We start from the raw sequence: 13,257 nt of genomic DNA, 5'->3' as shown, positions 1-13,257 counted from the left end.
TTTGCCGGTCTGCCGGGGGGCGTGGATGACGAAATAGGTTTCTTGCGCAATCAGGCGCTCCAGTTGCGGCAACCGGCCAGTAGGGGGCAGCATGTAGTGAATGTCGGCACGGCAGGGGCCAGCGGTGTTGAACCAGCGGGGCATGGGTATAGGGGAATGGTTAATTTTAAGTTTAGCTTGTTGGCACTGGTCAGTCGGCACCAATATGAGTAGCGGTTAACTGGGGGTAGGGAAAAATGATGAAGGGGCAACTGTGCTTTTTACCAGCACTTTACATAATTTTTTAGAGCACCCAGCTTAATATAGTGTCAGTGTCAATGAGGTTATTATGCTTACTGAAGCGGCTGTAGTCAAGGAACCCCGCGCCCAAGACCAAACGATCGCAATTGCGGCTACGTTTACAGCAGAACCTTTAGAAGACTCACTCAGCTTCTGGCTACAAACTCTCAACTTGTCTGCTGGAGTGGAATTTGCTCCCTACAATCAAATCTTTCAAGAGTTGCTGAACCCGTCTAGTCTGTTAGCCCAAAATCGCCAAGGTGTGAATATTATCCTAGTACGCTGGGAAGACTGGCAACGGGAACTAGCAGAACACGATGACTCGATCGCCCAAGTAGAGCGTAATCTAGATGACCTAATCGTAGCTCTCAGAGCAGCAACAGGACGATCATCAACACCCTACATAGTTGGGCTATGCCCGTCTTCACCAGCCGTGCAGGCAGATCCCAGCCGAGCTGCTTTCTTCCAGCGGATTACTGAGCAATTTATAGCTGAGACCAGCAGCATTCCTGGTCTGTACCTGGTGCAAACAGCAGATTTTGCTCTGTACCCCGTAGCTAACTACTACGACCCATCACGAGACAAGCTGGGGCATATCCCCTTCACGCCACTCTTCTTTGCCACTTTGGGCACTATCTTGGCTCGCAAGATCTATGCCCTCAAACATCCACCCTATAAGGTGATTGTCCTAGACTGCGATAACACCCTTTGGAAGGGAGTTGTAGGTGAAGATGGGGTTATGGGTATTGAGATTCCCCCTCCTTGGCAAGAATTGCAGGCTTTTATGGTGAAGCAGCAACAGGCAGGAATGGTGATCTGTCTCTGTAGCAAGAACATTGAAGCTGATGTCATGGAAGTGTTTGATCAGCGTCAAGACATGATCCTAAAGCGGGAACACTTGGTGGCATGGCGAGTAAACTGGATGCCCAAATCTGAAAACTTAAAGTCCCTGGCTCAGGAGTTAAATTTAGGACTAGATAGCTTCATTTTTATCGATGATAACCCAGTGGAATGTGCAGAGGTGCGATCAGCTTGTCCAGAGGTGTTGACGTTGCAATTACCGATCGCAGGAGATATTCCCCAGTTCCTGAACCATATATGGGCGTTTGATCACCTGAAGGTGACAGAGGAAGACAAGCAGCGCACAGCACTCTACAAGCAAAATATAGAGCGATCGCGCTTCCAAAAAGAGGCTCCCACAATCAGTGACTTCCTGGCTGGTCTTAACCTCACGATTACAATCGACGTTCCCACAGAGGAGCAAATTCCTCGTGTTTCTCAGCTTACTCAGCGCACTAACCAGTTTAATATCACCACGATCCGACGCTCAGAGACAGAGATTCAGCAGCTTGCCCAAGCTGGGCTAGAGTGCCGTATGGTGCAGGTCAGTGATCGTTTTGGCGATTATGGGCTTGTGGGAGTGATGATCTTCGGCACGGCTGATAATGCTCTGCAAGTTGATTCCTTCTTACTCAGTTGCCGAGTACTGGGACGAGGGGTAGAACATGCTATGCTCAACCATTTGGGGACTGTTGCCCAGAGCAAGGGATTGAACTACGTACTAATACCCTACCGTCCTACTAAGAAAAACCTGCCTGTCCTCAACTTCCTTGACAGTGTGGGGGCAGCCTACAAACAACCCGACGGAGACGGTGCCTGTTATCGCTTTCCAGCAGACTATGCTGCTACAGTTACCCATACACCTAATGCTGAAGTGCTGGCCCTTGCAGACGAGAAGCCCAAGGCAAAGAGTTCTAGCGTGAATGGTAGTCAGGCTACCGCGATCGACAAATCTGCCCAACAGACACGCATTGCCCTTGAGCTATATCAGCCAGAGCAAATCCTTGCCCAATTGGAAAGACGAGCAAAATCAGCTCGCTCTCTAAAGCAAGCGTTTGTGCCCCCACAGACCGCTACAGAACACCTGCTAGCGGCACAGTGGTGTAAGCTGTTGCGCCTTGATGCCGTTGGTATCGAAGATAACTACTTTGACCTAGGCGGCACCTCTCTACTAGCGGTGGAGCTATTTGTTTGGATAGAGCAAGAATTTGGCAAAAAACTGCCTCTAACAACGATTTTGGCAGCACCCACGATCGCCCAACTCGCTGACTTGATCAACAAAACTGATCAGCAAACCGTTAAGGGATCCGTTGTCTTGCTGAAGCCCGGAGATGCCAACTACGCTCTGTTTCTAATCCACGATGGTGACGGCGAAACCCTGCTCTATCGCAACCTAGCAAAGCGCATGGATCCATCTTTACCTGTCTATGGTGTGCAGCCCCTTGGCAACGACCAATTTCCCATGCTCCATACTCGCATTACAGACATGGCAAGCTACTACGCTGACCAAATTCGCGGCGTGCAACCCGTTGGCCCCTACTTTCTGGGAGGCATGTGCGCGGGTGGCGTGTTGGCCTATGAAGTGGCACGGCAACTGCGAGCACAAGGTCAGCAGATTGGTTTGGTAGCCCTGATGGATTCTGCCGATGTAGCAGCACCTAAACGGGTTGGCCACATTGCTGGACAACGCATGAGCCGTTTTTCTGAAGCACTGAGTCAAGGCAGCAAGCTACCCCACTGGCAGCGCTGGCTATTTATCCTCACCAAAGTCTGGCAAAAGGTAACTAACTTGGTGCAATACGAGGTGACTAGCCGCTTCAAGAGACTACAGCAAAACCTGAAGATGCGCTTGTTTCGTTATTGCCTTGATCGCAACCGTCCGATACCAGCTTGGCTAGCACCCATTTCTGTACGTACAGCCTACAACTACGCCGAGCTAGACTATCGTCCCCTTGAACCCTTTGACGGTGAGCTAGTATTGTTGCGAGCAACGGAAGGCACAGGCACTGATGAGCCGTTTAGCCATATTTACAGCGACCCATTACTAGGCTGGGAGCGACGAACAATCAAGGGCGTGAAAGTGTACGATGTACCTGGCGGTCATGCCAGTATGCTCCAAGAGCCAAATGTCGCTGTGATGGCAGAAATTCTGCGAAACTACATCACCACTCAAATGCCTGCCTCGTCTGCATCTAATCATTTATCAGCCATTCTTTAACCCTATGACTGCTAGTGTTTGGACCAGCCCGCTACAGCTTCTGGTTGTCATTGTTAACTATCGTCGGCCAGATTTAGTTGTCGATTGTTTGCGATCGCTATACCCAGAAGTAAAAGCACTGCCCAGTGTACGTGTTGCCGTGGTTGACAATCCCTCTGGAGATGACTCGGTAGCCCAAATCAGCGCTGCGATCGCTGAAAACCACTGGCATGATTGGGCGTATCTCTTGCCTGCTCCCTACAACGGCGGCTATGCCTACGGCAACAACTTTGCCATTCGTCCGGCCTTGCAGTCAGCCTATCCTCCCAGTTACGTGCTGCTGCTGAATCCTGATACTCAGGTGCGTCCTGGTGCACTCCATGCCCTGTTGGACTTCATGGAGCATCACCCCCACGTCGGCATTGCTGGTAGCAGCTTTGAAAATGCCGACGGTAGCCTGTGGCCGATCGGCTTCAAATTTCCCTCCCTTTGGAGCGAACTGGACGATGGCCTACGCCTAGGCTTTGTCACCAAGTTGCTGAAAAAACATGTTGTTCCTCAAACCTTAACACCTGTGGCCCAACCGATCGATTGGCTCCCCGGTGCTAGCTTGATGATTCGCAAGGAAGTCTTCGACGCGATCGGCCTCATGGACGAGGACTACTTCCTCTACTACGAAGAAACCGACTTTTGCTTGCAGGCCAAACGGGCTGGCTGGCCCTGCTGGTATGTGCCTGAAAGCCGCGTTATGCACATTGCTGGGCAAAGCACTGGTGTCACCGTCCGCGATCAACGTCCAAAACGGCTACCACCCTACTTGTTCGTGTCGCGCCGCCGATTCTTTGTAAAAAACTACGGCTGGCTCTATGCTGCCCTTGCCGACATAATCTGGCTGCTCGGTCGATCCCTATGGCGGTTACGGCAATTGATTCAGTGCAAGCCTAATAACGATCCACCCTACGTGCTGATAGATTTCTTCACCAACAGTGTATTCTTTAAGCGCACTATTTCTGGACGGGTAACTCCACCGTCCTCAGCATCGTTGTCTAATATATAAGTTCATGAATATTGTTCCCTCTGAAATCCCTGATGTCTTGATTCTTGAGCCACGGGTATTTGGCGACGATCGGGGCTTCTTTTTTGAAAGCTATAACGAGCAAGTCTTCTGTGAAAAAACTGGCCTTAGTGTGCGGTTCGTGCAAGATAACCATTCCAAGTCTGTCAAGAATGTGCTACGCGGGTTGCACTACCAAATTCAGCAAGCACAAGGCAAGTTGGTGCGGGTGATTGCTGGCGAAATCTACGACGTAGCGGTGGATATTCGGCGATCGTCCCCCACCTTTGGTCAATGGACAGGAGTCAGCCTCAGCGCCGACAACAAGCGTCAGGTTTGGGTGCCCCCCGGCTTTGCCCACGGATTTGTAGTAGTATCCGATTCAGCAGAAGTGTTATACAAAACAACAGACTACTATGCACCTGCCTATGAGCGCAGCATTCTTTGGAATGATCCAGACTTGGGAATTGACTGGAAGCTAGAGGGTGAGCCAATCCTTTCTAAAAAAGACCAAGCTGGTACACCCTTTGCCACAGCGGAGGTATACCCATGACCCAAATTTTGTTAACAGGCGCAGCAGGACAATTAGGCCACGACCTCCAACCAGTGTTAGCCACAGTGGGTGAGGTGATGCCAGTCAGTCGAGATGAACTGGACTTGTCACAACCGGAGCAGGTGCGGACAAAGATTCGGGACTGGCGACCGAGGGCGATCGTGAATGCCGCTGCCTACACAGCAGTAGACAAGGCAGAGTCGGAGGCAGACCTTGCTAACACGATCAATGGCACTACACCCACAGTCATGGCAGAGGTGGCACAGGAGTTGCACATTCCTCTCATCCACATTTCTACTGACTACGTATTCGATGGCCAGAAGAACACCCCATACTTGGAAGATGATACCCCCAATCCCGTTGGTGCCTATGGCAAGTCCAAACTGCTGGGAGAAGATGGGGTGCGCCAAGCCTGCGATCGCCATCTGATTCTGCGCACGGCGTGGGTTTATGGTGTAGGCGGCAAAGGCAACTTTGTGAAAACGATGCTGCGGCTGGGCAAAGAGCGGGAAGAACTGCGGGTGGTGGTTGACCAGGTAGGCACACCTACATGGACAGGGGACTTGGCCACCGCGATCGCCCAGTTACTTCTAGGTCTCTTGCAGGAGACGATCAGTCCTGGCACCTATCACTATACCAACAGTGGAGCCATTAGCTGGTATGACTTCGCTGTGGCCATCTTTGAAGAGGCGGCTGCCTTAGACATGTCCCTAGCCATGCAGCGGGTCGTTCCTATTACCACTGCCGAATATCCCACCCCAGCCAAGCGCCCAGCTTATTCGGTACTGTCCGGCAAGAAAGTGTCAGCAGCACTAGGAACGATTCCGCCCCACTGGCGATCGGCCTTACGAGTAATGCTCCGTCAAATGCTTGCAGCTTAAATCATTACTTGAGTCATTATTAAGTCATTATTACTTGAGTCATTAGTAGTTATCTATCGCAAGCCCTGAAAGCTTTTCCCAAAAGTGATCGATCTGTAACAGGGCGATCGGTGTTTAAACCAGTGCTGCGTAACAAAATGTTATGCATTAATGCATACCAAATACTTTCTTATGCATTAGTTATGCATTAAGATCAGGATCACTATTTTTCAACTGCTGTTACGTCCAATGCAAACCAGAAAACGCGAACGGTTGGGTCGTCCCCTGGCATGGGGTGAGCCAAAAACGCGCACCACCCTGTCTCTCACACCTACAGCTCTGTTAGCCCTAGACAAGCTAGCAGCTCAAGAAAATGTGCGGACAAAGTGCGAACTTTTGGAGCAACTAGCACGAGGTACTTACAAACTAGTGCGAGTTCAAGATCTGGACAGCACCCGTCGCGTCGAAGGTGCAGAGGGCTAGTTAGCACCTGGGTGAGGGCGGCATTCCGGTCTCATTTTCCAGTTATTTGCAAACACAAAACCCAAAACAAAACCCACTAGTTGCGAGCTAGTGGGTCGTCATTCGCCCAGCCATGAGCTGGATATTTATCATGCTTAGTAAGATTGTAGCGCACACCCGCAACGGGTGTAAATTTGACATTCGTAATTACATCGAAGTTCACAATGGGCGGGCGAGTTGTCCTAGCTGCGAACAGGACGGCAAGCTCAAGCAGAAAAACCTTCAGGTCAATGACAACGGCAAGTATTGGTGCTATCGCGGCTGCACGCCAGAGCAGATCCGGGCGGCGTTGAATGCACCGCTACCGTTTGCTGCGAGTGCTGGGTTCTCTGTTCAAGAACACTGCAAACAAGAACACCACAAAGACACGAAGGTCACAAAGGTCGGGCTGCGTTCGCCACAGGTCTTTAGCCGACGGCAGGTGCAGCAGTCAGTTGATCGTCTGCTCAGTGCGAGTCAACCAGATCAACAGCAGGCTCTTTGCTGGCTAGAGGGTCGCGGCTTTACCCGTGACATGATCCGCCATTTCCAGCTTGGGTTGGAGCGCTATCCCCTCAAGGATCACCCGCAGTTACGCTATGTGTGGGCGATCGCCCTGCACATTCCTGTACCCAACCAGCCGGGACAGTTTTACCGCAAGTTACGCATTGCACCATGGCTAACGGGGGACGATCGTCCCGATGGTCTGAGCCGCTGGAGCCAGTACGGGGTTCCGGCAACGGTGTGGCTGACCTATCACCCAGAGAATGCTACAGAGACTTGGTTCTGTGAAGGGGAATGGGATGGGATGCGTCTTGGTTGGGAAGCACAACAGCAGGGGGCATCGATTGCTGTTGCTTGTTCTACCGCAGGCTGCGGCACCATACCACCCCTTGACCAGTTGGATCCCTTACCGGGTACAGTGACGATTTTCTTTGATCGTAATGACGAACCTCGTAAAGATGGTGTAGTTCCAGGAGAGGCTGGGGCAGAAAAACTAGCGCTGGTGCTGGGCGATCGGGGACGCATTGCCCAAGTGCCCATGCCAGAGGATTGCCCGATCGCTGGCTGGGATGTTTCCAATGCCCTTGATGTCGGCTACACCTGGCAAGATTTCCTCACTGCTGCCGCCCTTGCTGTCCCTCCATCCCCTGTTCTCCATCCTCCGTCAGCTTCTCCCTCTCTCCGGGATCAGATCCTCACGATTCTGCGGCAGCACGATTCCCCAGGACAGAGAGAGTTTGCCCTGATGGAGTTGGCACAAACGGCAGGCTATTACTACCGTGATATTTCTCACCTAGCACAGGCCTTGATGATTGAAGTTGACCTGCAAACCAACCTAGCCGATGCCATTCAAAAACTGCACAACCTGCTGAACATCCGCCACACGCAACTCAATCTACACCGTTACCTAGAGCCAGCCTTTGCTCAACAATTGATTGATACAGCTAGGGCCATGCCAACGGCTCCAGAAATGCTATTCACGACGTTGTTGCCTGCTGCTGCTTCGCGCATTGGTACCGGAGCACGGGTCGTAGTCAAGCCTAGTGCCAAATATACTCAACCAATGGTGTTTTGGACAGCGGTGGTAGCAGATTCTGGCTCCTTGAAAACGCCAGTGCAGCGGGTGATTATCGATCCTCTAATTGCCTTGGAAAAGGAGGCACACGATCGCTACCAACTAGACCTTGCCGACTACAAAGCAGAGCAACAGGCTGCCAACAAGTCCCAGGATGGAGACTATCGCCAGCCCCCTACTCGCAAGCGCTATGTTACTAAGGATGTCACCCTGGAAACCCTGCAACGTATTCACAGCGAAAACCCACGCGGCATCCTCTACTATCGCGATGAATTGGTGGGCAATGTTAAATCTCGCAATATGTACAGAGGTGGTGTGGGTGCCGATGAAGAGGCCGAACTAGACCAGTGGAATGGGGCAGCGATTTTGTACGATCGTGCCGAAAAATCCGTTTGCCTTGCCCAGTCTGCGGTCTCTCGCACCGGAGCCTACCAATGGGAAACCCTGAGCCAGCTCATGGGCGACCACACTGATTTCAATGGTAGCTTTGCCCGTTGGTTGCTCTGTGCCCCCAAACTCCCCCGGCGCTATCTCCGTTTGTTGCAAGATGACCAAGATACAGGCATCTCTGAAGCCTTGATGCGCCTCTACCGCGACCTGGAGCAGCTTCCTCCCCAAGACTACCTGCTCAGTTACGAGGCAAAACAACTGCTAGAAACCTGGCAACATCAATTAGTCGATGCTCAGATTACGGAATCAGCAGTGGGACTGCGGGCAGTCTATCCCAAAATAGAGTCTTACACCAGTCGGCTGGCACTATGGCTACATTTGGTGAATGCGACCCTGCGCGGCGATCGTCCCACCCAAGTGATCACCGGCGACACCATGGAAAAGGCGATCGAACTAGCTGCCTACTACCTCTGGCAATACCGCCTGATTTACACCCACAACTCTCCCGACGCTGGTTTAGAAGGCCCTAGCCTGAAACTGCAACGCTATGCCGAAAAACTGGGCAGGGTCACAGCTTCCCAAGCTAAGAGCGGTGTTTATGCCCTGCGGCGGATGCCCGTGGAGCAAATTCGCCAGTTGATGCAAACCCTGGTTGCTGCGGGTCACGGGACGATCGAGGGCGTGGGTGCTGAGTCGGTGTATATACCCTCTGGTCAGAGTGTGCCTACTCTACAGGAAACTGCCAGCCTGTCTACCCCCCTCAACTCCTTTTCTCTCATCGAGAATCAGAGGGATGCTGACCATCAACAATTGATCAATTCAGGGACGATCGACCCTTTCCCAGAGCCAGATATTGGCATTGATCCTGATCCACAATTGCCCGATCAGCCATCAACTGCTGCCGCCGATACTAGACCCCAGCTAGACGCAGAAGCATATCCTCTATCCCCCCCAGCAAGAGAGGTGATCAGCCAAGTCCCTGTACCCCTTTTCCCAGACGATGTGAAAGAATCATCCACCTTGAGTGGCAGTCCTCCTGGCTCTGGATCTGTCCAGGGCGATGAAACTAATGACCGAGATGATGCTGGAAATGGTATTGATCAATCGTTGCTGGAGAGATCAACTTCCCATAGCCCGTCGCGGGGGGATATTCAGACAAGTGTTGATGAAATTGATCCAACGTTAAAGGCTGTAGATGCTGCGTCGATCGTCCCTTGTCCCCTTGCGGTTGGCGATCGAGTTGCTTACATCGGTAACCATCCCAACTTGCAGCGTCAGTATCCCGGCACTCTCATTGTCCATAGCATCACCAGTGATGGCATCGCTTGTCTGACAGCAGAGGGGCGAATCACAACTTGGCTGCCCCCCGCTGACCTCCAACGCCCTGATTAGGCAGTATGATGAAACTAGTCATCTTGAACTAGCTCTCATGTCATCCGCTGAATCATCACAGCCATCTACTGAGTTACTAGACGATCTCCGGCAGATGATGCAGTTGGTTTTGGCCGAAGTCCAACAGATGCGATCGGTCTTGGCCGAAGTCCAGCAGCTCCGGCAGGATGTAGAAAGCTATCGGCATGAAGTAGCTGAATACAAACAGGAAGTCCTGAACTACAAGCAAGAAGTCCTAGGCTACAAGCAAGAAGTCAGTATGTTTAACGACAAATTTGAGACCTACCAGAAAGCTACCCAGTGGGTCGTACAGCTAGCCTTTAGCCTGATTGCCGCCGCGACAGTGACCATTGTTGTATCGTCGGTATTTAACAAATAGCCATTGCAGGAGACGCTTCATGACTATAGTGACGACAACTATTCCCACTGACTTGTCTACTGAATTGGCAGAGTGCGGCTGGCGCTATGAGACGATTGTGCTGGCTGACGGCACCACGACGGAGGTAATGGTGCCCCTGACAGAGGAGGAATTTTTGCATCCCCAGGAGGACTACCGTTTGCCCAACAGCACTTTCCATGACCAAGCTAGCCTAGACGCAAAAGATATCACTGCCCGTCGCTATGCCGATCGCTCCGATGTTGGTGTATTTCACGATCTACTCATCGAGTGGGATATCCCCGATCTGAAGGTTCACTCCCCCGATGTTTGCGTTGCTTTTGGCATCCGCAACAAGGAGCAAAACCGCACCAAGTTTATTGTGTCAAACGAAGGAGTACGTCCTGCCTTTGTGCTAGAGGTGGTTTCGCCCCGCTATCGCAAAGCCGATCGCGAAATCAAAGTCCTACACTACGCCACTGCTAGAGTTCAGGAATATGTGATCGTTGACCGTCGTCCCTATCGAGAACAGATGATCGACGAGGTACTAGGCTACCGTCTGACACCATTAGGAACCTATCAACCCATCAGCCCGGATGACGACGGACGTATCTACTGCCAAACCCTAGACCTGTGGATTAGTTTGCAAGATGGTCGGTTAGTCATTCAAGATGGACAGACCGGTGAGCGTCTGCTGCGATCGGACGAGCTAGAAACCTTAACTGTCCAAGAGCGGCTCCGAGCAGAGCAAGCCGAGCACCAGGCAGAACAGGAGCGACTGCGGGCAGAACAAGCCGAACACCAAGCAGAACAGGAACGGCTGCGAGCAGAACAAGCCGAATACCAGGCAGAGCAAGAACGACTACGATCGCAGCGCCTAGCCGACCTCCTCCGAGCGCAAGGCATTGACCCCGACCAATACTAGGTGCAGTCTGGAAATAAGAGTGCTATGCTACGGTTCTACCAGTAGCTCAATTAAACGATCACCTGTGTTTGGACCTTCCCCTGATACGAAATACCCCCTAGGGGGACAAACGCGCTTGGTTTACCTGAAAAATGTGGTGACCCACCCCATGATCATCGTCGGTGACTACACCTACTATGACGACCCCGAAGACCCCGAAGGCTTTGAGCGCAACGTTCTCTACCATTTCGACTTCGAGGGCGATCGGCTGATCATCGGTAAGTTTTGCTCGATCGCAGCAAAAACTACCTTCATCATGAACGGCGGCAACCACCGCACTGATTGGTTCACTACCTATCCGTTCCCTGTGTTTGGCAACGGATGGGAGAAGGCAATGCCAGAAAGCTGGCCCCACAAAGGAGATACCGTCATCGGCAACGATGTTTGGATTGGCTACAATGCCACCATCATGCCAGGAATCCAGATCGGTGACGGGGCGATCGTCGCCAGCAAGTCTGTTGTCACCCGCAATGTGGAACCCTATACGATCGTCGGCGGCAACCCAGCCACACCCATCCGCAAGCGCTTTGACGACAGCACCATCAACGCCCTCCTCAGCATCTGCTGGTGGGATTGGGATATTACCACCATCACCGAAAACCTCACCACTATTTGCAGTGCAGATATCAATGCTCTCCAGCAGATCACCCATCAACTCAGCAGCAACTAGCATCATAATGAAACTAGGTCTGATTCATCGGGAAATGCGCCCCCTATGATTGCCATTGCACCACCCGTGCCTCAGGAACACTTCGGTGAACAGCGTGTGACATTGTATGGGTTAACGTGGCAAGCCTATCAGCAGATTCTCCAAGTTCTACCCGAAAGTCGCGCTGCCCGTCTGACCTACGATCGGGGAACCTTAGAAATTGTTATGCCCTTAGAACACCATGAGTATGCTAGCGAGCTAATTGGGTTGTTTATCCGCATATTAGTGGGAGAAATGGGGTTAAAACTGAAGTCCCTACGTTCCACAACGCTAAACCGACCAGACTTAGACCGTGGTGCAGAACCAGACAATGCTTACTACATCCGACACCAGCCTCAAGTAGCAGGGCGCTCAATAGACTTAACACAAGACCCCCCTCCAGACCTAGTTGTGGAAGTGGACATCACCCACACTAATATTGACAAAAATCGCCTCTATGCTGCCATAGGAGTTCCTGAGTTGTGGCGCTACGATGGACAAGACTGGCAAATCTATGCTCTCCAAGATGGGATGTATCAGGTGTGCGATCGTAGTCCTACCTTCCCTTGGGTAGAAAAGGTATACCTCTATGATTTTTTGAACCAAGCTCAACAGGATGAAATCGAAGCTGAGAAAACATTCCGAGCTTTTGTCAGGCAGTGTCTTAGCCAATAGGCATCTATGGATTTTCCATGCGCTGCTATCACTAAGTCACTATCGTTATCATTGTTAACATGCATCGTTCAACATCGCTTGCCCCCCATGCCTTGCGCCTGAATCCTGGTGATGACCTGCGTCAGAGCCTCCTGACAATCGCCGTTAACCAATCCATCCACGCTGGGTTTATCCTCTCGGCGATCGGTAGCCTCACCCAAGCCGCCATTCGCTATGCTGACCAGCCAACCCCCACCATCCTCCCTGGCAGATTTGAAATCCTCGCCCTGAGCGGGTTATTCTCTCAGCACGGCATTCACCTGCACATGGCGATCGCCGACCACACAGGACGCACAATCGGCGGTCATGTCTGTGACGGCTGCCTAATTTACACTACTGCCGAGATTGTCTATGGAGAGTGTCAGGGAATCGTGTTCGATCGCCAGTTCGACCCTCAAACTGGCTTCATCGAGCTAGCAATCCATCACAATACTTAACCGTAACTACTTACCTTGCCGTTGTGAGAAATCTTGCCAATCAATATCCACCGTAAACTGTTCAATTGCCGCAACAGCATCCAACATGTCTCGCAAATAGTCTTCTACTTGCCGTAGTAGGCTCGGTGTTGCAGAAAACTCTACTGGGACATCAACATCACTCGTTTCTGTCTACTCTTACCAAATGTAGGAGCCAAAAATGCCCAATTCACTGACATGATACTAGTCTTGTAACAAGGGCTTAATGTTGTACAAGCCAATGCATGATGTCCTACAAGGATTTCGCAGCGTCATGTCGTCTTGAGGTAAACACAGGAAGACATCATCTAGTTTAAGTCTGGATGATGAAATGCTTGACGATCATCTCCAGCTCCACCACGCATCAAATATTAGGGACGATCGCAGCAAATTTTCTCAGTGAAACTACAGGTGT

Annotated in this window: 12 protein-coding genes; 11 read left to right on the top strand and 1 reads right to left on the bottom strand. The window is 51.5% G+C overall.

From position 1 onward, the window contains the following. The coding region (locus tag NZ772_00270; GenBank protein MCS6812005.1) for an ATP-binding protein at positions 1-144 on the bottom strand (144 nt) is incomplete at its 3' end. Positions 145-328: 184 nt separating this feature from the next. Here NZ772_00270 and NZ772_00265 point away from each other — a divergent pair. The 11 genes from NZ772_00265 to NZ772_00215 all read left to right on the top strand — a co-directional run bounded on the left by NZ772_00265 (position 329) and on the right by NZ772_00215 (position 12,824). After that, complete coding sequence (locus NZ772_00265) at positions 329-3,337, top strand: HAD-IIIC family phosphatase (GenBank protein MCS6812004.1); 3,009 nt, start codon at positions 329-331, stop codon at positions 3,335-3,337. Between the two features lie 4 nt (positions 3,338-3,341). Continuing rightward, positions 3,342-4,373 carry a glycosyltransferase family 2 protein gene (locus tag NZ772_00260; protein MCS6812003.1) on the top strand — a complete coding sequence of 344 codons (1,032 nt, stop codon included), beginning with the start codon at positions 3,342-3,344 and terminating at the stop codon, positions 4,371-4,373. A 4-nt stretch (positions 4,374-4,377) separates the two neighbouring features. Then, positions 4,378-4,923, top strand: coding sequence for a dTDP-4-dehydrorhamnose 3,5-epimerase (gene rfbC, locus NZ772_00255; protein MCS6812002.1), 546 nt, complete (start codon positions 4,378-4,380; stop codon positions 4,921-4,923). Further along, positions 4,920-5,804, top strand: coding sequence for a dTDP-4-dehydrorhamnose reductase (rfbD, locus tag NZ772_00250; GenBank protein MCS6812001.1), 885 nt, complete (start codon positions 4,920-4,922; stop codon positions 5,802-5,804). Before rfbC ends, rfbD begins: the two co-directional genes overlap by 4 nt. 228 nt (positions 5,805-6,032) lie before the next feature. Beyond that, positions 6,033-6,266, top strand: a complete 234-nt coding sequence (locus tag NZ772_00245) for a CopG family transcriptional regulator (protein ID MCS6812000.1) — start codon at positions 6,033-6,035, stop codon at positions 6,264-6,266. Between the two features lie 130 nt (positions 6,267-6,396). Beyond that, on the top strand, positions 6,397-9,645 hold the full coding sequence (locus NZ772_00240) for a DUF3987 domain-containing protein (protein ID MCS6811999.1): 3,249 nt from the start codon (positions 6,397-6,399) through the stop codon (positions 9,643-9,645). A gap of 37 nt (positions 9,646-9,682) precedes the next feature. Beyond that, positions 9,683-10,024, top strand: a complete 342-nt coding sequence (locus NZ772_00235) for a hypothetical protein (protein MCS6811998.1) — start codon at positions 9,683-9,685, stop codon at positions 10,022-10,024. A 19-nt stretch (positions 10,025-10,043) separates the two neighbouring features. After that, positions 10,044-10,946 (top strand): Uma2 family endonuclease, encoded by a 903-nt coding sequence (locus tag NZ772_00230; GenBank protein MCS6811997.1) that lies wholly within the window; start codon positions 10,044-10,046, stop codon positions 10,944-10,946. A gap of 64 nt (positions 10,947-11,010) precedes the next feature. Further along, a complete protein-coding gene (locus NZ772_00225; GenBank protein ID MCS6811996.1) occupies positions 11,011-11,655 on the top strand; it encodes a CatB-related O-acetyltransferase in 645 nt (214 codons plus the stop codon). A gap of 45 nt (positions 11,656-11,700) precedes the next feature. Then, the gene (locus NZ772_00220; GenBank protein ID MCS6811995.1) at positions 11,701-12,348 is read left to right on the top strand and encodes a Uma2 family endonuclease; all 648 of its coding nucleotides are present in this window, start codon (positions 11,701-11,703) and stop codon (positions 12,346-12,348) included. A 59-nt stretch (positions 12,349-12,407) separates the two neighbouring features. Further along, positions 12,408-12,824, top strand: coding sequence for a DNA-binding protein (locus NZ772_00215; GenBank protein ID MCS6811994.1), 417 nt, complete (start codon positions 12,408-12,410; stop codon positions 12,822-12,824). Positions 12,825-13,257: the final 433 nt, after the last annotated feature.

This window comes from Cyanobacteriota bacterium (assembly GCA_025054735.1).
In the GTDB taxonomy this organism is placed as follows: Bacteria; Cyanobacteriota; Cyanobacteriia; order SKYG9; family SKYG9; genus SKYG9.
Note: the sequence above shows the minus strand (reverse complement) of the source record. Positions and strands in the feature narration are given on the sequence as shown.